This window comes from Alistipes sp., assembly GCF_048465635.1.
Classification (GTDB): Bacteria; Bacteroidota; Bacteroidia; order Bacteroidales; family Rikenellaceae; genus Alistipes.
This window is the reverse complement of sequence record NZ_DBFWLF010000016.1, coordinates 82934-101497: the sequence shown is the minus strand read 5'-3', so window position 1 is coordinate 101497 and position 18564 is coordinate 82934. Positions and strand designations below refer to the sequence as shown.

At 61.5% G+C, this 18564-nt stretch carries 18 protein-coding genes and 1 tRNA gene; 6 read left to right on the top strand and 13 right to left on the bottom strand.

Annotation, left to right across the window (positions count from 1 at the left end):
• Nucleotides 1–10: 10 nt before the first annotated feature.
• The 5 genes from ACMO9O_RS06260 to dnaG all read right to left on the bottom strand — a co-directional run bounded on the left by ACMO9O_RS06260 (nt 11) and on the right by dnaG (nt 6034).
• Entirely contained in the window at nt 11–1747 is a 1737-nt protein-coding gene (locus tag ACMO9O_RS06260; protein ID WP_418982904.1) for a glycosyltransferase, read from the bottom strand.
• 78 nt (nt 1748–1825) lie between these two features.
• Nucleotides 1826–2533 (bottom strand): tRNA (adenosine(37)-N6)-threonylcarbamoyltransferase complex dimerization subunit type 1 TsaB, encoded by a 708-nt coding sequence (gene tsaB / locus ACMO9O_RS06255; protein WP_418982902.1) that lies wholly within the window; start codon nt 2531–2533, stop codon nt 1826–1828.
• Between the two features lie 16 nt (nt 2534–2549).
• Nucleotides 2550–3326: a Cof-type HAD-IIB family hydrolase gene (locus tag ACMO9O_RS06250; RefSeq protein ID WP_418982901.1), complete on the bottom strand. Its 777-nt coding sequence runs from the start codon at nt 3324–3326 to the stop codon at nt 2550–2552.
• A gap of 41 nt (nt 3327–3367) precedes the next feature.
• Complete coding sequence (smpB, locus tag ACMO9O_RS06245) at nt 3368–3832, bottom strand: SsrA-binding protein SmpB (RefSeq protein ID WP_418982900.1); 465 nt, start codon at nt 3830–3832, stop codon at nt 3368–3370.
• Between the two features lie 228 nt (nt 3833–4060).
• Nucleotides 4061–6034, bottom strand: coding sequence for a DNA primase (gene dnaG, locus ACMO9O_RS06240; RefSeq protein ID WP_418982899.1), 1974 nt, complete (start codon nt 6032–6034; stop codon nt 4061–4063).
• A gap of 240 nt (nt 6035–6274) precedes the next feature.
• Between dnaG and ACMO9O_RS06235 the strand changes: the two genes are divergently transcribed.
• From ACMO9O_RS06235 to ACMO9O_RS06225, 3 genes are all read left to right on the top strand, one after another.
• Complete coding sequence (locus ACMO9O_RS06235; RefSeq protein WP_418982898.1) at nt 6275–6652, top strand: DUF4377 domain-containing protein; 378 nt, start codon at nt 6275–6277, stop codon at nt 6650–6652.
• Nucleotides 6653–6767: 115 nt separating this feature from the next.
• The gene (gene uvrB / locus ACMO9O_RS06230; RefSeq protein WP_418982897.1) at nt 6768–8828 is read left to right on the top strand and encodes an excinuclease ABC subunit UvrB; all 2061 of its coding nucleotides are present in this window, start codon (nt 6768–6770) and stop codon (nt 8826–8828) included.
• Nucleotides 8829–8836: 8 nt separating this feature from the next.
• On the top strand, nt 8837–9175 hold the full coding sequence (locus ACMO9O_RS06225; protein WP_418982896.1) for a TIGR04076 family protein: 339 nt from the start codon (nt 8837–8839) through the stop codon (nt 9173–9175).
• Between the two features lie 221 nt (nt 9176–9396).
• On the opposite strand, the gene ACMO9O_RS06220 is transcribed toward ACMO9O_RS06225, so the two are convergent.
• From ACMO9O_RS06220 to ACMO9O_RS06195, 6 genes are read right to left on the bottom strand one after another with little or no spacing between them, the layout of a single operon-like run.
• A complete protein-coding gene (locus ACMO9O_RS06220; protein WP_418982895.1) occupies nt 9397–9885 on the bottom strand; it encodes a GtrA family protein in 489 nt (162 codons plus the stop codon).
• Nucleotides 9885–10922, bottom strand: a complete 1038-nt coding sequence (locus ACMO9O_RS06215) for a hypothetical protein (RefSeq protein WP_418982894.1) — start codon at nt 10920–10922, stop codon at nt 9885–9887. Before ACMO9O_RS06215 ends, ACMO9O_RS06220 begins: the two co-directional genes overlap by 1 nt.
• Nucleotides 10919–11845, bottom strand: a complete 927-nt coding sequence (lgt, locus tag ACMO9O_RS06210) for a prolipoprotein diacylglyceryl transferase (protein WP_418982893.1) — start codon at nt 11843–11845, stop codon at nt 10919–10921. Before lgt ends, ACMO9O_RS06215 begins: the two co-directional genes overlap by 4 nt.
• Nucleotides 11846–12895, bottom strand: coding sequence for a sensor histidine kinase (locus tag ACMO9O_RS06205; protein WP_418982892.1), 1050 nt, complete (start codon nt 12893–12895; stop codon nt 11846–11848).
• Nucleotides 12896–12898: 3 nt separating this feature from the next.
• Entirely contained in the window at nt 12899–13495 is a 597-nt protein-coding gene (locus ACMO9O_RS06200; RefSeq protein ID WP_418982890.1) for a riboflavin synthase, read from the bottom strand.
• Nucleotides 13496–13500: 5 nt separating this feature from the next.
• Nucleotides 13501–14130 (bottom strand): hypothetical protein, encoded by a 630-nt coding sequence (locus ACMO9O_RS06195; protein WP_418982889.1) that lies wholly within the window; start codon nt 14128–14130, stop codon nt 13501–13503.
• 43 nt (nt 14131–14173) lie between these two features.
• On the opposite strand from ACMO9O_RS06195, the gene ACMO9O_RS06190 reads away from it, so the two are divergent.
• Nucleotides 14174–14248: transfer RNA gene (locus ACMO9O_RS06190), tRNA-Arg, on the top strand.
• Between the two features lie 234 nt (nt 14249–14482).
• Here the strand turns inward: ACMO9O_RS06190 and ACMO9O_RS06185 are convergent.
• Both ACMO9O_RS06185 and ACMO9O_RS06180 read right to left on the bottom strand, forming a co-directional pair.
• A complete protein-coding gene (locus tag ACMO9O_RS06185) occupies nt 14483–15925 on the bottom strand; it encodes a hypothetical protein (protein ID WP_418982887.1) in 1443 nt (480 codons plus the stop codon).
• Nucleotides 15926–15927: 2 nt separating this feature from the next.
• The gene (locus tag ACMO9O_RS06180) at nt 15928–16494 is read right to left on the bottom strand and encodes an RNA polymerase sigma factor (protein ID WP_418982886.1); all 567 of its coding nucleotides are present in this window, start codon (nt 16492–16494) and stop codon (nt 15928–15930) included.
• Nucleotides 16495–16612: 118 nt separating this feature from the next.
• Between ACMO9O_RS06180 and ACMO9O_RS06175 the strand changes: the two genes are divergently transcribed.
• Both ACMO9O_RS06175 and ruvB read left to right on the top strand, forming a co-directional pair.
• The gene (locus ACMO9O_RS06175; protein ID WP_418982885.1) at nt 16613–17275 is read left to right on the top strand and encodes a hypothetical protein; all 663 of its coding nucleotides are present in this window, start codon (nt 16613–16615) and stop codon (nt 17273–17275) included.
• Between the two features lie 108 nt (nt 17276–17383).
• A complete protein-coding gene (gene ruvB, locus ACMO9O_RS06170) occupies nt 17384–18391 on the top strand; it encodes a Holliday junction branch migration DNA helicase RuvB (RefSeq protein WP_418982883.1) in 1008 nt (335 codons plus the stop codon).
• Nucleotides 18392–18564 lie beyond the last annotated feature (173 nt).

The following is an 18564-nucleotide window of genomic DNA, read 5'->3' as shown; positions in this document are numbered from 1 at the left end:
GGCGGCAGCCTTAGTCGCGGTCGCGGGCGGTTTCCGGCCGAAAGACGGAGACCATCCGCTTGAAACGGCTCTTTACCCAGTAGCGCGCAAAAGCCGCATACTTATACCAGTCCGTCGCGGGCAGCAGACCGAAATAGTGCCGGTAGGTCTCCCGGTAGAGAGGATTTCCCGTGCGGAACCAATCCTTGAGCCCCCGCCGGAGGCGTATTCGGTAGATCTCGATGTCGGTCCGCTTCCACTTGTACTTCTGCATGTAGAGCGGAATGAACCGGTCGGCCATCCGGCAGATGGTCTGGTCGAAACGGATCGTCCGGTCCAGATCGTCGAAATGCGACCCGGAATTCTCGAACACGCGGAAGACGGCCACGATGTTGTCCTGAAAGTGAATCCTGGCCCGAAGCCCGATATAGAGCCACATCGGATAGTCGGCCGTAACGGGGCACGCCTTGCGGATTTCGGTCATCTGCGGATCGTCGTAATAGTCGTGGACCAGGCTGGTGCGGCAGATGGCCGTCAGCGCCGGAACGTAGCAGATGCGCAGAATGTCTTTCAGCTGCCGGTAAGGTTCCCCGTAGACCACCTTATAACGCTGCTCCTTCACCCAGTAGGTCTTCGCCTTGGCGAAGCACATGCCGCAGTCGATGTTGCTCTCCAGATAGTCCACCTGACGCTGCAGTTTGAGCGGATCGAGCCAGTAGTCGTCGCCGTCGCAAAAAGCGATATAGCGGGTTTCGACCGAGCGGTAGAGCTTCTCGTAGTTGGCCAGCATCCCGAGATTTTGCGCGTTGGAGACCACGCGCACCCGGTCGGGGAAGCGCTCCGCATAGTGTTTGCAGACGGCAAGCGTACCGTCCGTGCTGGCGTCGTCGCTGACGAGAATCTCGACACGGAACGTGGTCTGCTGATCGAGCGCACCCTGAATCGCATCGCCGATCCATCGCTCCTGGTTGTAGGTCGGAATGCAGACCGTTACCAGCGGCCGGTCCGCCTCAGCGACGCGCCCCGACCAATGCGCCGCGGTTTTGACCGACGACTGGTAGTAGCGCTCCTCCTCGGAGAGGTGCTCGCTGTCGATATACCACGGCAGGTGGCGCGCCGTATAGCGGCCGCCCGTGCGCAGCCGCATGCCCCAGCGGCCGCTGCCAACGGGAAAGTTGGGCCGGTAGAGCGCAAAGGTCGTGTCGATGTCCGCCTCGTAAACATCCGGTTCGACGGGCTTCTCCCAGAAGCGGCTCTCCCACGCGATGACGTGTTTCTTGTCGGCAAAGTGGTCGGGCAGGTCGTCGATCTTGAGCGAGAAGCCCACTTTGGCCGCCTCCGGATAGCGTTGCAGCAGGCGGTAGAAGTATTCGAGAAAGTCGTCGGGACACTCCTCCGCAGGCAGCACGTCGGGATCAGTGTAGACGAAATACTGATCGGCGAACATCTTGTGGACGGCTGTCTTGTTGAACGACAGGTAACCCACGTTCTCCTTGAGCCGGATTACGTTGAAAGGGCACTCGGCGTACCACTTCAACAGCGGCGGATAGGTCGAGTGGTTGTCGATGATATAGATGTTGTCATACCCCCGCGCGGTCAGGTAGTCGATCAGGCGGCGGGGATACTCCAGCCGGTTGTAGTTGTTGATGATGATGGGAATCTGCCGGAAGTCGGTGACTTTCCCGGCATGGAACCGATCGTGCAGCAGTCTGGGCAGCAGCTTCCGCGTACGTTTGTGCCGAAGCATGCGTAAATAGGGCCAAATCATGGAGTCGATAGCGTTCGGAACGCTTCCGGAGCGTTCCACCAATCAATTTTAAAACAAGCGTCCGTCCGGGTTCGGCGCTCAGAACAGTCTCTTCTTGGAAGTCGTCACCACGAAATCCTTCAGGTAGAAGGGTTCGAAGTAGGCGATGTCCTCCGTGCGCCCTTCGTCGAGGGCCTGCTGGGCCAGCCGCGCCAGCCCGCGGGCCGAGGGGGTTACGCTGACCAGTGTCGCATCCGGCAGCACGTCGGCGCACTTGCGGGCTCCGTTGCCGAAGATCACGAACGGACGCCCCGCCGAGCGGCAGGCCGCGAAGCTGTCGGCATCGACCACCTCGGCCGAAACCTCGCTCAGCGGACGCCCTTCGGCATCGAAAAGCTGGGCATAGACCTCCATACGGCGCGCATCGACCATCGGACAGAGCACCGCCCGGTCCCACTCATCGACCTGGAGGATGCCCGCCTCGTAATCCTCGCGGGCCACTTCGACCAGCGCGTCGAGCGATCCGACGGCCACCAGCGGTTTTTGCAGTCCGTAGCAAAGTCCTTTGGCGAACGAGACGCCGATCCTAAGCCCGGTGTACGAACCGGGACCCTTGCCGACGGCCACGGCGTCCAGTTCATCGGGCGCAAGCTCCATCTCGCGCAGCAGCTCGTCCACGAAAACCCCGACCTTGCGGGCGTGGTCGCGCCCCTCGTCGCTCTCGCGCAGCGACAGCAGTTCGCCGTCGCGCGCAAGTCCCACGGAGCAGACGTCCGTGCCGGTTTCGATACATAAAATCAAAGCCATATCATTTGTATTTGTTTCAGATCACCTCGAAATGCTCCAACGCTTTTCTCAGGCCGTCGTCGTCGATGTCCGCCGTCACGTAGTCGGCAACGTCCAACGCCTCGGCGCAGGCGTTGCCCATCGCTACGCCGATCCCGGCCTCGCGCAGCATCGCCACGTCGTTGCCGCCGTCGCCGAAAGCCATCGCTTCGGTGCGGTCGAAGCCGTTGTCGTTCAGGAACGACCGCATGCCGGTCGCCTTGTCGACGCCCCGCACGTTGATGTCGGCGAAGAGTTCGCACCAGCGGCTGGCTGCAAGGCCCGGCAGGTGAGCCATCACCTGCTGCTGGGTCCGCTCGTCGAAATAGAAACACATCTGGCAGCACTCGACGCGGGCGAACAACGCCCGCAGATCGGCCTGCTCGGGGACGGGATGGGCCACCATCCGCGCCAGCCGCTCGACCGCCGGGGTCACCCGGTCGACGAAGATGCCCTCGTCCAGCTCGAGCGCCACGGGAAAATCGAACCGTTCGGCCAGCGCGAGGCTCCGTTCGAAATCGGCGGCAGGGATGGGGCTGCTGCTCACCACCCGTCCGTCGGCAGCCACGCAATACGCCCCGTTGAGCGCCGCCACCCCGTCGTAGGGAATGCCCGTCAGCGGCTCCATGTCGCCTGCGGCGCGGCCCGTGGCGATGTACAGCCGCACACCGCGCGCATGCGCGCGCAACAGCGCCTCGCGGGCCGACGCGGAGACCGCGTGCGTGCGGAAGCTCACCAGCGTGCCGTCCACATCCAGAAAGATCGCGCGGATCATGGGTCGTATGTTCGGGTCAGGGTTCAGCATCTTGCAGCGGGCTATCGTTTGTAACGCTTCATCGCCTGGTCCATTTCGCGGCGGGCATCGTTCTCCTTGAGGTATTCGCGCTTGTCGTACGCCTTGCGGCCCCGGGCCAGCCCGATGACCACCTTGGCCAGCCCCCGGTCGTTCAGAAAGAGGCGCAGCCCGACGATCGTAAGGCCCCGGTCCTGCGCCGCGCGCTGCAGTTTCTCCAGCTCGCGCGCGGTCAGCAGCAGCTTGCGGTCGCGGCGCGGGGAGTGGTTGTTGCACGTTCCCCAGTCGTACTCGGCGATGTTGACGCCGCGAATCCACAGCTCGCCCTTGTCGAAGTAGCAGAACGAGTCGGTCAGCGACGCCTTGCCCGCGCGGATCGACTTGATCTCCGTTCCGACGAGCACGATGCCGGCCACCCACTCCTCGAGAATCTCGTAATCGAAGGTGGCCCGCTTGTTCCGGATATTGATCTTTTTCTGTTCGGTCATGACTTCTATGCCTTTTCACCGGCTCCCCCGCGGGATTTCCGCGCGAAAGGAGCGGAATTTTCCAATACGGTACACTAATTGTAGTATTTTCGCGGGGGTGGGAATCGGTTCAAGGTAACTAATTCTTTTATCTTTGATATGTTTTACACATCTTTCTGTTTATTTTCTGTTTGCACACGGTATGCGCAGTGATGCGTGTACGACCCGAATCCCGCCCCCTTCTTTTTCTCACAGGATCAACCGCTGCAACTTGTTTGCGATAGCCACCTTGGCCTTGTTGCAGGCCGTCAGCCGCTGCAAAATCTCGCCCTGCTCCTCCTCCGTCAGCTCGGCATCCTCCAGGCGGGTCTGCATCTCGCGGATCAGCCCCTCGATCACCTTCGACTTATAGAGCGTCACCGCCTTGGGAACCCCCACGGCGAGCATCTCGGCGTCGCTCTCGACGTGGATGTCCTTGCGTTTCCACAACTCGCTGGCCACGTAGTTGTCGTCCGAGGTGAGGATGTCCACCGAGAGGTTGCACACCTCCGGGTCGGGGTGATTCAGAAAGAGGTGCGGCGGGACCTCCGTGCCGACACCCGTCCGCTCCCACTGCTCACGATAGGTGTCCATGATTTTGGCGCAGAGCGGGTTGCGGAACTCGATCTGGTCGTCGCCCAGCTCGGAGAAGATCACCTCCGCCACGTTGCACGCCACCATCTGCCGCCCCTCCTTGTAGTCGAACGAGCAATGACCGTACTTGAGCAGGTATTTGACCAGCTCGCGTTCCAGCGCTTCGATGCCGCTGCCGGCTTCGACCCGCTTGACATACTCGACCTCCACCTGCCGCGCTTCGGCGCGCACCTGCGCGGTCTGACGGCGCAGGAACTCGTCCGTATCGCGGTCGCCGACGGTCGCCATCCGCTTGCGCGCCACCTCCGAAATGAGGATATTCTCGTCGATCTCCATCGTCCGGGCGCACTCCTTGATGTAGACCGAGCGCTGGATCGGATCGGGTATCTGCGAAATCGACTGCACCATATCGCCGATCAGCGCCGCCTTTTTCACCGGATCGCCCTGCGCGTCCTCCAGCAAAAGGCGCGCCTTGAAGTCGAGGAAATCGCGCTCGTTGTCGCGGATATAGGCCTGCAATTCGGCCGCCGTGTGGCTCCGGGCGAACGAATCGGGGTCCTCCGGCTCGGGCAGCAGCACCACGCGCACGTTCATCCCCTCCCTCAGAATCATGTCGATGCCGCGCAGCGAGGCGTGGATACCCGCCGAGTCGCCGTCGTAGATCACCGTGATGTTCTTCGTAAAGCGGTTCAGCAGGCGGATCTGCTCGGTGGTGAGCGACGTGCCGGACGAAGCGACGACGTTCTCGACCCCCGCCTGGTGCATGGAGATCACGTCGGTATAGCCCTCGACCAGGATGGCGAAATCCTGCTGCTGGATGGCTTTCTTGGCGAAATAGAGGCCGTAAAGCTCGCGCTTCTTGCTGTAAATCTCGCTTTCGGGAGAGTTCTGGTACTTGGCGACCGTCTTGTCCGTGCGCAGCGTGCGGCCGCCGAAGGCGACGATACGGCCCGAAATGTTGTGCACGGGAAAGATCACCCGGTCGCGGAAACGGTCGTACACCCGACCGTCGCTCTCGCGCTTGAGCGAGAGGCCCGTCGAGAGGAGGAACTGCTCCTTGTAACCGGCCGCCAGCGCATCCTGCGTCATGCGGTCTCCCCGGGCGGGGCAGAAACCCAGTCCGAACTTCTTGATCGTGGCGTCGGTCATGCCGCGCTTCTGGCGGAAGTAGGTCATGCCGACGCTCATCCCCTCGGTCTGGTGGTGGAGGTAGTCGGCGAAGTAGTCGGCGGCCCAGCCGTTGAGCGCGAACATCGATTCGCGGTCGTCGTTGCGGCGCACCTCCTCCTCGGTCATCTCCTTCTCCCGGACCTCGATGCCGTAGCGTTTTGCCACCATCTTCAGCGCCTCGGGGTAGGTGACGTTCTCGTGCTCCATCAGGAACGTGACGGCGTTGCCGCCCTTGCCGCAGCCGAAACACTTGTAGACCCCTTTCGAGGGCGAGACGACGAACGACGGGGTTTTCTCGTTGTGGAACGGACAGCACGCCTGGTAGTTCACGCCCTTGCGTCGGAGCGTGACATACTCGCCGATGATATCCACGATATTCGCGGCGGCATAGATGCGGTCTACTGTTTCCCGGTCGATCATACCTGCAAAGGTAGTGATAAAATTAAAATATCGCAGCAGCACGCACGAATAAAGAGGGGCTCGATGCCCCTCAGCGATTAAATTACCGGCAGGAAGCACGATCCCCCTGCATGACAGAAACCCGCTGTCGTCCACCGGCAGGCAGGCCGAATAAATCCGGAATAATCCTTTTTTTTCAGCACTTCGTCGCTGATAACCTATTTTTTTTTAATTTTGACTCATCCTACTAAATCACCGGTTATGAAAAGATTATTGTTGATCTCGTTTCTGATCGCGGCATGCTGCGGATGTGACAAAGAGGATGCTTCCGCCGGCAGGGAAGAGACGGTTTCGGTAGCGTCGAAGAGAATCTACTTCAACGATCCGGTCGGGCCGAGCGTGCTGTTCTACCTGGTCCGCTTCGAGGAGGGGACGCAACCCTGGAAACCGATCCGGACAATCCGCAATTTCGCTTACGAAACCGGCTACGAATACCGTATCCGCATGCGCATCACCGAATACGAACCGGAACCGGGCATGGCGGTGGACAGCGATCCGACGCTTTACGAGTGTCTGGAGGTAGTGTCCCGGGAGCGAAAAACCTCGTCCGGTCTTCCGGACGGGGCCGTGGACGAATAACGGATAACGGGTCCCGAGGGGGGGGGCATTTTCTTCTCCCCCGAATTGCGCGCCGCCATACTTGCCGCGCCCTGTTTCCGTTCTATATCCGGTAAAAATAGCTATCTTTGCAAGTATGGATTTCAAACTCGTATCGGACTACGCCCCGATGGGCGACCAGCCGGATGCGATCGCGCAGCTCGTCAGCTCGATCCGTCACGGTTCCAGGCACAACACGCTGCTGGGCGTGACCGGCTCCGGGAAGACTTTCACGGTGGCCAACGTCATCGCGGAGCTGAACCGTCCGACGCTCGTGCTGAGCCACAACAAGACCCTCGCGGCGCAGCTCTACGGGGAGTTTAAAAATTTCTTTCCCGAGAATGCCGTCGAGTACTTCGTCTCCTACTATGACTATTACCAGCCCGAGGCCTATCTGCCCTCGTCGGACACCTATATCGAAAAGGACCTCTCGATCAACGCCGAGATCGAGAAGATGCGTCTGAACACGGTGGCGACCCTGCTCTCGGGACGCCGCGACGTGGTGGTCGTCTCGAGCGTTTCGTGCCTCTACGGCGCGGGCAACCCGGCGGACTTCCACGCCACGGCCATCAGCGTCAAGGTCGGACAGGTGGTCAGCTACAAACACTTCCTCTACAAGCTGGTCGAGGGGCTTTACACGCGCACCGAACGCGAACTGGAGCCTGCGACGTTCCGCGTCAACGGCGACACGGTGGACATTATGGCCGCCTTCGGCGAATTCGGCAACCAGTGCTTCCGCGTGATGTTCTACGACAACGAGGTCGAGGCCATCCACGCCATCGACCCCGTGACGGGGCAGCGCATCCGCTCGATGGACAGCCTGACGCTCTACCCCACGAGCCTCTTCGTGACCACCAAGGAGCGCATCAACTCCGCCGTGCAGCAAATCTATCTCGACATGGGCAAGCAGATCGAGTTCTTCGAGCAGGCGGGCCGGCCGATGGAGGCGCAGCGCATCAAGCAGCGCGTGGAATACGACCTGGAGATGATCAAAGAGCTGGGCTACTGCCCCGGCATCGAGAACTATTCGCGCTACTTCGACGGCCGCGCCGCCGGGACGCGCCCCTTCTGCCTGATCGACTACTTCCCCAAAGACTACCTGATGGTGGTGGACGAGAGCCACGTGACCCTGCCGCAGGTCCACGCCATGTACGGCGGCGACCGCGCGCGCAAGGAGAATCTGGTGGAATACGGCTTCCGCCTCCCCGCAGCCAGGGACAACCGTCCGGTGACCTTCGCCGAGTTCGAACAGTTGCAGGGCACGTCGATCTATGTGAGCGCCACGCCCGCGGACTGGGAGCTGATGAAGAGCGAGGGGGTGATCGCCGAGCAGCTGATCCGCCCCACGGGATTAGTCGACCCGCCGCTGGAGGTGCGCGTGACGGTGAATCAGATCGACGATCTGATCGAGGAGATCGACAAGCGGGTGAAGAACGACGACAAGGTGCTCGTGACGACCATCACCAAGCGCATGGCCGAGGAGCTGTCGAAATACTTCGACCGCGTGGGCGTGCGCAACCGCTACATCCATTCGGACGTCGATACGCTCGAACGCATCCAGATTTTGGAGGACCTGCGGGCCGGGCTGTTCGACGTGCTGGTGGGCGTAAACCTGCTGCGCGAGGGGCTGGACCTGCCGGAGGTTGCGCTGGTGGCGATCCTCGACGCGGACAAGGAGGGATTCCTGCGCAACGTGCGCTCGATCACGCAGATCGCGGGCCGCGCCGCGCGCCACTCGCAGGGCAACGTCATCCTCTATGCCGACACCTGCACCGATTCGATGCGCTACGCCATCGAGCAGAGCAACCGCCGCCGCGAAAAGCAGGTGCGCTACAACATGGAGCACGGCATGCTCCCCCGCCGCGCCCAGAAGAGCGGCACGGGACAGAGCACCCTGCTGGCCGGACGCGCCGCGGAGAACGTGCCGACGGCCTACCCCCTCGCCGAAGAGCACTATATGACCGCTGCCGACGTGCAGCACGGTTATACGGCCGGAAACGCACCGCAGGCGGGGCTGGGCGAGGACCTCGACGCACTGATCGCCCGCGCCCGCGAGGACATGGAGCGGGCCGCCAAATCGCTGGACTTCCTGGCCGCTGCGAAGTTCCGCGACCGGATGTACGAACTGCAAAAATTGAGGGACGATAACCGCAAATAACTTCCTGATTGAAACGCTGCAAGATCACCGTGCTGAAAACCACGCTCGATGAAGCGCTGGCCAAAGAGTACGCCGCACCCGGGTTCGGGCCGTGCCCGATGATGCGTGCAGGACAGGTTTTTTACGCCGACTACGCCAAACCGGACGGGTTTTGCGACGAGGCGTGGAAAGCAATCTATCAATATGTTTTCGCCCTGTCGCACGGCGCGGGGAAATTCTATTACGGCGACTGGATCGACCGGGAGGGGGTTGCAATCTGTTCGTGCAACGACGGCCTGCGCCCGGTCATCTTCAAGATCGAGCGCACGGACGAAGAGTCCGTGATCGATTACGAACCGGTTCGGTAAGCGCACTCGAAGGGATTTTCGGGTGGTCGAAGCTCCCGAAGTCGAAAGCGGATTACGGCCCTTCCGGGCGCATCCGCCGGAGCAGGGCAGAATTACTATTCCGTGCGGGCAGGGCAGGACACCGATCCGCATGGGCCGGTGTCGCTTAGCGCCCCGCGTGACGGAACAAGGTTACCGCTCCATAGACAGGGCTTGAACCGCTCCGCATAGGCAGGGGTGGATCACCGCTCCGCGTGGCGGAACGAATAGTACTTGGCCGCCAGAAAGCTATATACCGTCGTCACCAGCGTCGTAAGCACCTTGGCCGGCGTGGGCCACACCCCGCACACCTCCACGAAGAATTTCAGCCCCGCATAGGTTAAAAGCACCGATCCGGCGACCGAAAGGGCGTAGCGCAGCAGCTGCGTGCGGGTCCGCAGCGGAGAGAAGCGGAAGGCGACGTTGCGGTTGAGCCAGAACCCGTTGAAGAAGGTGATCGGAAAGACGAGGATCATGGCCGCGATATGGGGCGAAAGCACCACGAAGCCCAGGTCGAAATAGCGGTGGGCAACGACGTAATTGTAAATCAGAAAGTAATAGAAGGGATCGAGCAGCAGGAAATTCACGCCGCCGCACACCGCATAGCGGAACGTCTGACGCGGTACGAGCGACGCGACGGGCCGGATATAGAACCAGTCGATCGCGCGGATTATCCAATCGGAAAGACGCATCAGCGAGCGGTGTAGGTCCAAAGGTCGGAATAGCGCCCCTGCTGTTCGCGGATGAACTGCGCGCAGGCCGCGGCATCGTCCGACTCGAAGGGCGAAACCATGAACTTCTCCCCGAAGCGGTAGACCCGGCACGACAGGGCCGATTTTGCGGCAGCCGCACGCTTCACGGCGCGCGCGGCGTTCTCCGCGGTGCTGAACACCCCGAGTACCACGTATTTGCGCCCCGAGACAAGCGATGCGGGACGGTCGGACACCGCTGCGGTTGCGGGCTGCGGTTCCTGTCGCGTCGCATCTGCCGAGCGAACGGGAGCGTTGGTCGCTGCGGCGGCCTCAGAATCTCCGGCCGTCCGCGTTTCTGTCTGTCCGGCAATAGCCGGATCGGCCGGACTTTCGGGCCGAGCCTCATCCGGTTCCGCCGGGATTCCAGGCTCTCCGGCGGACTGCGTATCGGCTGTCCCGGCTGCGGCGGCAAGGGTGTCGGCAGGGCTTTCGGGTCCCTGCACGACCGCAACGGCCTCGGAAACGACTTCAGTCTGCGCCGGTTCGTCGGGGAAGAGCATCAGAAACTGGTAGCCGCCGAAAATGGCCGCAAAGACGATCGCCGCGACCCCGCACCAGAGCGCCCAGTCGAAGCGGTGCAGCGAGCGGATGCGCACGGGTATGCGGCCCTGCGGGTTGAGCCGTTTGTCGAACGCCTCCTCCATCTGGAAATGCTTGAATTTCAGCACGCCGACGCCCTCGATGGTCAGCACCTCGTCGCGCAGGGTCTGCTCCAGCCAGCGCGCATAAATCTCCTGCGCCGTAGCCTCGTCGCACGACGCCGTGCGGGCGATCAGCCACGGAAGCGGCTCGCCCCGCTGCTGCGAGGAGAAGACGACCGCACGGCAGGGAGGCTCGACCATCCGTTTGGAGAGTTGCCGGGCGCCCCGCCGCTCGGTGTAGAGCGACCCGACACCGGGCAGAAACAGTTCGCCGCCTGCGGCGAGGCGGTTGCCGATCAGTCGGTTGACCTGTTCCACCATCGGGTACGCACTCATCGTTTCCGGTTTTTAAAGGTCTGCTTCGGTGCGGAGGCGACCGAAGCGGTCGGCTTCGAAGCGGGCTTCCGTGCGGAGGACGTCGCCACGACGGTTGCCGCCTCGGCAGAAACCGGGCGTCTCAGCCCCCGCCAGACCATCCACACGCCCAGTATGACGAACGGAATGCTCAGCCACTGGCCCATATCGAGCGTCCAGCCCAGTTCGAACGGCTCCTGCTCGGTCTTGATGAATTCGATGAAGAAGCGCGTGAGGAACGTCCCGATCAGTCCGATCCCGAACAGGATGCCGGGACGCCGGCGGGCCGTATCCTTCTTGTAGTAGAGCCAGCAGAGCACCCCGAAGGTCAGCAGGTAACACAGCGCCTCGTAAATCTGCGTGGGATGCACCGCAGCGGGTGCGAACTCGTGGACCCACTTGGCCGAGCGGACGAACTCGAAGCCCCACGGCAGCGTGGTCGCCTGCCCGAAAATCTCGGAATTGAAGAGGTTGCCCAGGCGCACGATCGCCCCGCCGATCCCCACCGGGATCATGATGCGGTCCAGCGACCAGATATAGGGCAGCCGGTTTTTGCGCGAAAAGAGCCAGAGACCGATCAGCAGGCCGATGGCCGCGCCGTGGCTGGCCATGCCGCCGTCGCGGAAACCCGTGATGATGGTCCACGGCTTGGAGAGGTACTCCATCGTGTCGTAGAAGAGGCAGTGGCCCAGCCGCGCACCGAGGATCGTGGCCAGCGTACCGTAGATGAAGATCGACTCGGAGACCTTCTGCGGAAGGCCCTCGCGCTTGCAGAAATTGTCGAAGAACTTGGCCCCGATCAGGATCGCCAGCGCCCACATCAGTCCGTAGTAACGGATGTCGAGCGAGCCGATTCGGAAAAAGACCGGGTTGAAGTCCCAGACGATGCTTAACGGCTGAATCATTTACTTGATGTCTTGCAGGTTGACTTTTTTGAGCGTGAACGAGAAGGTGCTGCCCGCGCCCACTTCGCTGCGGACGGTGATCCGCTCGCCATGCGCCTCGATGATGTGCTTGACGATGGCCAGGCCCAGCCCCGTGCCGCCCTGCTCGCGCGAACGGCCCTTGTCGGTGCGGTAGAAGCGTTCGAAAACCCGCGGCAGGTCCTCCCTGCCGATGCCCGAACCGTTGTCCTCGACCTCGATGAGAATCTTGTCGAGCATGTCCCGGAAGCGGATGCGCGTCGTGCCGCCCTCCTTGCCGTAGCGGATCGAGTTGATGATCAGGTTGACGAAGACCTGTCCGATGTAGTGCTTGTCGGCCAGCACCCAGAAGGGCGAGGGCAGGTTGTCGGACCCTTTGACCGTGATTTTGATCCCTTTCCGGTCGGCTTCCATCTCGGCCTGCTCGGCGATCTCGCGGGCCAGCGCCACCACGTCGAACTTCTCCATATCCAACCGGTTCATGTTGCTTTCCAACTTGGAGATGGTGTCCAGGTCGTTGACGATGTTGATCAGGCGGTCGATGCTCTTCTCGGCCCGTTCGAGGTACTTGCGGTTGATCAGCTCGTCCTCAAGCCCGCCGTCGAGCAGCGTAGAGATATAGCCCTGGATGTTGAAGATCGGGGTTTTCAGTTCGTGCGCCACATTGCCCAGATACTGCTTGCGGAAGCGTTCGGTCTCTTTCAGCCGCGCGATCTCCTTGTCGTTGGTGTCGGCCCAGGCGGTCAGCTCCTCGCCGATGTTTTCCACGCGCTTGTCCTTCAGCTCCGAGAAGATCTCCTTGGTGTGCACGTCGCGCGAAAGGACGATCGAGTAGATCGGCTTGAGCTTGTAGGCCACGTATTTGCGAATGATGAAGAGCGCCACGAGCGCCATGAGGACGAACACGCCGACCGAAGCCGCGAGCACGATCCACCACCGCACGTCGAACAGGATCAGTCCAACGGCAACGATAAGCGTTGCCAGCAGGGCGATCCACAGCGACGCCCCCTCCTTTGTCTTGATGAGTACCATAGGCTATTTGGTATATTGCTCCATCAGGCGGGCGATGTACTTGCCCACGATGTCGAATTCCAGGTTGACGACCGACCCCACGCCGATCCGGCAGAAATTGGTATGCTCGTAGGTGTAGGGAATGATCGCCACGCGGAACGACGCGGGTTTCGAATCGCACACCGTCAGACTCACGCCGTTGACCGTCACCGAACCTTTCTCCACGGTGCACAGTCCGCCGCCCTGCGGCTCGTATTCGAAAGTGAAGTACCAGCTGCCGTCGGCATCCTCCTTGGCCGTGCAGACGGCCGTCTGGTCGACGTGTCCCTGCACGATATGGCCGTCCAGCAGGGCATCGGGTTTCATCGACCGCTCCAGATTGACCAGATCGCCCGCCCGCAGCAGCCCGAGGTTGCTCCGATCGAGCGTCTCCTTCATGGCCGTCACGGTATACGTATCGCCCGCGATGTCCACAACTGTCAAACATACGCCGTTATGTGCTATGCTCTGATCGATCCCCAACTCCGCGGTGAAGTCTGCACGGAGGGTGAAATCCTTGTTCTGACGGTCCTCACGGATCGAGACGACCTCGCCCATGCGTTCCACGATGCCTGAAAACATACTCGCTAATTATTTAAAATCAATTTGCCCTTCACCTTGTAGACCGCTTTTATGTCGCTGTTAAACACGATGATATCGTCGTACTGTTCGCGGTCGCCGGCCACCAGGCGGAGCTTTTCCTCCCCCTCGATGGTCCGCACTATGCGCAAAGTTACGATTTTTCGGGTGACAATCACATATTCTCCCCCGGGAATTATCGCTTCGGGGTCAACGGCCTGCAGCAGGACGATGGTCCCCGGCGGTATGACGTCGCCCATCGCACGCCCCGTGTAGCACATGGCGCAGTCACAATCGCCCACCATCGGGAGCACCAGTCCGCACTCCGATTCGAGCAGGTGCAGGTCGGGCATTCCCTCCTCGGGGTCGTGGCGGTAAAAGGGAATCTGCACGCCCCTAAGACGGTCGTCGGAGAACATAGTCCCCTCGCCCGTGAGCAGCCAGAGCTTGTCCACCTGCGGAAACTTGGCGACCACGCGCTCGGCCACGTCGAGCGAAATGCCGTTGTTGCCGCGCTTGATCTGATAGAGGTTCTCCCCGCGCGGAAGGCCGATATAGCGGGCAAAATAGTTCGTAGACATGTTCGCCCACATGATTACCGCTTCGATGCGCTGCCAATTATTCTGTTTTTCTCTCATTTTTATTTCAAATTTAAAAAAAAATTACCATCTTTGCACTCCCGGTCCCGTAGTTCAATGGATAGAATATAAGATTCCGGTTCTTACGATATGGGTTCGATTCCCGTCGGGACTACCAAGACACAAGTGCGAAACCCTCGCGCTTGTGTTTTTTTATGGGTCCTGCACCCGGCTCGCCCCGGAAATGTTCCATCAAAAATAATAACAATTTTTGGCACGACAATACGGAATAGCACTTTTAAGTGCTTTTATGTCGTATTCGGACATGCGGCAGCGCAAATCAAAAGCCCGCACACGGTTGTACGGACTTGGCTCAGTCGGGGAGATGCACCCCTCGCAAATACGCCAACCATCAGAAATTCAGACGCACGCCCAGCCGGAGCGTGAAGGTCGCGGGCGAATCGGTGCGCGTGGTGCGCAGGCGCGTTTGGTTGAAATAATAGGAGACATCGGGTTCGAAATAGAGCCCCACCAGCCCGCCAAGCCGCCACTCGGCGCCCAAAGCGCCCGCCACCGACCAGAAGGCGCCCGGCTCCTCGACCTCGGTCGAGCCGAACTTGGCGGCCGCGCACGCCTCGACCATACCGCCCGCACCTATATATAATACGAAGTTGCGCCGCTCCAGAAAATTCCAGTTCACGCGGAGCGGAACGCCGATCATGTGGAGCTTCTGACTGAAATCCTCCGTGCCGAGCGGCATGCGCACGTCGGCCCAGAGCAGCGTGTACATCACGCCCGTCTCGACCGAGAAGCCGCGGCCCAGCTCTTTGCGCACGGTCAGTCCGAAGCTCATGGGCTGGTGGTGGCGGAACGAACTCTGGCGGTAATCCTCGTAACGGGAGCCTTCCAGCTCCTCCTCTTCCGGTCCGGTCAGCTGCGCCAGCGAGCGGCTGACCAGTCCGGGACCGCTCTTGCTGCCCGTAACGCCGCCGGCCGCGAAGAACGACATCGACGTTTTGCGGCTTGGGCGGGTGTAGGCAAGGAGGTTATCGTTCGAAAACACTGTGCGGTGGGCGGTCGCAGCGGATCGGGAGGAAGTGCGGGCCGCAGCGGGTTCGGTGGCGGATTGTCCGGTCGTTCGGGCGGTTGCAGAGGTCGCGGAGGTTTCAGAGGTTGAAGCGCTTGCAGAGGTCTCGGCGGTTCCCGAGGTTGCAGCGACTGAAGCGGTTGCGGCGGTCCCGGCAGTCTCGGTGCTTACGGCGGCGGACGATGTTGCGGTTTCAGAACCGGCCGCTGCGGTTTGCGCAGCGCCGGAACCGATCGTCGCCTCTGCCGAATCATCGCGCTTGTCGCAAGCGGCTTCCGGCTCGGACCCGATTTCGGTAGCGGGGTTGTGATCCGCAACACGCGCCGCGAGGGAACGGACAGCCCGTTTTGCGGAGGGTGCGGCCGCCGAAGCATCGGTTCGGACGGCCAGAGAGCGAGCGTCAGAAGCGGACCCGGCGGCGCGCCGCTTCGGAGCGGCAGGGGTGGTCTTCTCGGACGGGGCGACCTCAGCATCCGGCGTCGGCGCAGCCTCTTCCCGTCCGAAGGTCTCGACAGAGGCGACCACCGGCAGGTCATAGTCCGCCTCGGGACCGGCCTGCCGGAAAAGCTCCCCGGCCACGATGCCGAGCAGCACGGCGGCGGCCGCCGCGGCGATGCGCACCTGCGGGATGCGCCACAGCGGCTTACGGGGCGGAGGAACGCTCTCCAGCTCCCGCTCCAGGCGCGCCCAGCCGTCGGCCGGAGGCGTCGCCTCGGCGTTCCGGAGCGCGCTCCGCATCACATCGGTCCAATCCTTATTTCGTTCCATGCTCAATTCGACTCCAAGTACTCCCGAATCTTGCGCGCGAGCAGGCCTCGTGCGCGAAACAACTGCGAAGAGGAACTTTTCTCGTTGATTCCCAACATCCGGGCAATGTCGCGGTGGGAATACCCCTCGATGCAGTAGAGGTTGAAAACGGCGCGGTAGCCCTCGGGCAGTTCGCTCACGAAGCGCAGCAGCACCTCGCGCGGAATCCGCGACACCTCCGCGGGTTCCGGCTCCGCCGCGTCGGGCAGCGCGCGTCCTTCGTCCAGCGGCAGGCAGCCCAGCCGGTTGCGGGTCCGGAGCCACTCCAGCGCTACGTTCACCGTGACGCGCTCCATCCACGCGCGCAGCGAACCCGGCCCCCGGTATGCGAAGCGGTCGAACGCCCCGAACAGCTTGAGGAAGGCGTCGTGCAACAGATCCTCCGCCGTGGCCCGGTCGCCCGCATAACGCAGGCACACGGCCATAAGGCGGGCTGCATAGCGGTCGTAAAACTCTTTGCGAGCCGCTGCGTCCCCGTCTCTGCACCCGTCGGCAAGTTTCCGTTCATCGAACTCCATCCGCTGATTCATCTAATTAAACGGGGATAACCCCGAAAGACTGCATGGCGACAAATATTTTTTCCTTCCGCGCAGTAATGCCGCAAAATTAACATTTATAGTAGGAAAGACAATAAAAAACATCCTACAAATGAAAAAAACTGGACTCCTTCTTCTCGCGGCCGCAGCCTTTCTGGCCTCCTGCAACGACACGGACGGCGACTATGCGGCCTACTCCTATTTCGTTACGGTGAAGACCTCGACCGAAGCTCCCTACTACTTCCAGCTGGACGACAACAAGACCCTCTATCCGGGCGACACCAGCCGCATCGGGGCTTACAAGCCCGAGGACGGACAGCGCGCCATCCTCTATTTCAACCTGCTGCCCGACAACGTTCCGGGCTACGACTACAACATCGCCGCCTACTATATCCGAGACATCTACACGTCCGAAGCCCGGATCATGACGCAGGACGAGCTGGATGCCCTCGCAGACGATGCGGTCAGCCTGATCGACGCGCAGCTGAGCGGGAAGTACCTGACCCTGCGCGTAGCCTATCCCGTCTCGGACAACTCGAAGCATAAATTCCGGCTGGTACGTGTGCAGACGCCGCAGCAGACGCCCACCCACGAAGGATACCTCGACGTGGAGCTGCGCCACGATGCCGACGGCGACACGGGTTCCGACGACTATTACTACATCTCCTTCTCGCTCGACGAGCTGAAAGAGCCGATGCAGGGCATGAAAGGTTTGACGCTGCGCGTGAAGACTCAGCTCAACGGCGTCAAATACGTTCAGATATCCTTGCGGTAAAGGGACATCTGCCAAGGTATTCCACCGCCGATCCGGTCCGTGAGGCGCACGGGCCGGATTTTTTGCGGGCACGGCAGCCAATCGGCAAAAATTCGCTATCTTTGCGCCATGTCTATCCTACGCAATACGGAGAGCGATCTCGAATTCGAAAACCGGATCCGCCCGCAGGAACTGGAGAACTTCTCGGGGCAGGAGAAGATCGTCGACAACCTCCGCATCTTCATTAAGGCGGCGCTCATGCGCGGCGATTCGCTTGACCACGTGCTGCTGCACGGTCCTCCGGGACTGGGCAAGACCACGCTGGCGAACATCATCGCCAACGAGATGGGGGCGCAGCTGCGCGTGACGTCGGGTCCGGTGCTCGACAAACCGGGCGACCTGGCGGGGCTGCTGACCAACCTCTCCCCCGGCGACGTATTGTTCATCGACGAAATCCACCGCCTCAGCCCCATCGTCGAAGAGTACCTCTACTCGGCGATGGAGGATTACAAGATCGACATCGTGCTGGACAAAGGGCCTTCGGCCCGCTCGATCCAGATCGAGCTGGCCCCCTTCACGCTCATCGGAGCCACCACGCGCAGCGGTCTTCTGACCTCACCCCTGCGCGCCCGGTTCGGCATTCAGTGCCATCTGGAGTACTACGACGCCGGGGTGCTGGCGGGCATCGTGAAGCGGTCGGCCCGCATCCTCGACGTCTCGATCGACGACGACGCGGCCCGCGAGGTATCGCTCCGTTCGCGCGGCACGCCGCGTATCGCCAACGCGCTGCTGCGGCGCGTCCGCGACTTCGCCATGGTCAAGGGCGAGGGGCATATCGATCTGGCGATTACCCGCATCGCACTCGCAGCGCTGAATATCGATTCGCGCGGACTGGATCGTATGGACAACAAGATTCTGGGGACCATCATCGAAAAGTTCAAGGGCGGCCCCGTCGGACTGAACACGATCGCCACGGCCGTCGGCGAGGAGGCCGGAACGATCGAGGAGGTTTACGAACCGTTCCTGATCAAGGAGGGATTCCTCAAGCGGACGCCCCGCGGACGCGAAGCCACCGAGCTGGCGTTCCGCCACCTGGGCTTCACCCCGCGCGAAGGCGGCGAAGGGTCGCTTTTCTAAGGGACGGACAGTCCGGGTGCGAACCGAAAGGCTGCGATGCGGCGCCAACTACTGTGGAGCCGTGCCGACTGCTGCGATGCAGCGCAAATCTTCTGTCAAGCCGTGCCGGCGTCGTGATGCGGTGCGAACCGCTTCGGGCATCAGTCCTGTCCCGCTGTTAATCCCTCCGCTCC

Excerpts from the sequence above, each read along its gene's own strand:
- ACMO9O_RS06260 (WP_418982904.1), bottom strand. The coding sequence starts at position 1,747 with ATGATTTGGCCCTATTTACGCATGCTTCGGCACAAACGTACGCGGAAG.
- tsaB (WP_418982902.1), bottom strand. The coding sequence starts at position 2,533 with ATGGCTTTGATTTTATGTATCGAAACCGGCACGGACGTCTGCTCCGTG.
- ACMO9O_RS06250 (WP_418982901.1), bottom strand. The coding sequence starts at position 3,326 with ATGATCCGCGCGATCTTTCTGGATGTGGACGGCACGCTGGTGAGCTTC.
- smpB (WP_418982900.1), bottom strand. The coding sequence starts at position 3,832 with ATGACCGAACAGAAAAAGATCAATATCCGGAACAAGCGGGCCACCTTC.
- dnaG (WP_418982899.1), bottom strand. The coding sequence starts at position 6,034 with ATGATCGACCGGGAAACAGTAGACCGCATCTATGCCGCCGCGAATATC.
- ACMO9O_RS06235 (WP_418982898.1), top strand. The coding sequence starts at position 6,275 with ATGAAAAGATTATTGTTGATCTCGTTTCTGATCGCGGCATGCTGCGGA.
- uvrB (WP_418982897.1), top strand. The coding sequence starts at position 6,768 with ATGGATTTCAAACTCGTATCGGACTACGCCCCGATGGGCGACCAGCCG.
- ACMO9O_RS06220 (WP_418982895.1), bottom strand. The coding sequence starts at position 9,885 with ATGCGTCTTTCCGATTGGATAATCCGCGCGATCGACTGGTTCTATATC.
- ACMO9O_RS06215 (WP_418982894.1), bottom strand. The coding sequence starts at position 10,922 with ATGAGTGCGTACCCGATGGTGGAACAGGTCAACCGACTGATCGGCAAC.
- lgt (WP_418982893.1), bottom strand. The coding sequence starts at position 11,845 with ATGATTCAGCCGTTAAGCATCGTCTGGGACTTCAACCCGGTCTTTTTC.
- ACMO9O_RS06205 (WP_418982892.1), bottom strand. The coding sequence starts at position 12,895 with ATGGTACTCATCAAGACAAAGGAGGGGGCGTCGCTGTGGATCGCCCTG.
- ACMO9O_RS06200 (WP_418982890.1), bottom strand. The coding sequence starts at position 13,495 with ATGTTTTCAGGCATCGTGGAACGCATGGGCGAGGTCGTCTCGATCCGT.
- ACMO9O_RS06195 (WP_418982889.1), bottom strand. The coding sequence starts at position 14,130 with ATGAGAGAAAAACAGAATAATTGGCAGCGCATCGAAGCGGTAATCATG.
- ACMO9O_RS06185 (WP_418982887.1), bottom strand. The coding sequence starts at position 15,925 with ATGGAACGAAATAAGGATTGGACCGATGTGATGCGGAGCGCGCTCCGG.
- ACMO9O_RS06180 (WP_418982886.1), bottom strand. The coding sequence starts at position 16,494 with ATGAATCAGCGGATGGAGTTCGATGAACGGAAACTTGCCGACGGGTGC.
- ACMO9O_RS06175 (WP_418982885.1), top strand. The coding sequence starts at position 16,613 with ATGAAAAAAACTGGACTCCTTCTTCTCGCGGCCGCAGCCTTTCTGGCC.
- ruvB (WP_418982883.1), top strand. The coding sequence starts at position 17,384 with ATGTCTATCCTACGCAATACGGAGAGCGATCTCGAATTCGAAAACCGG.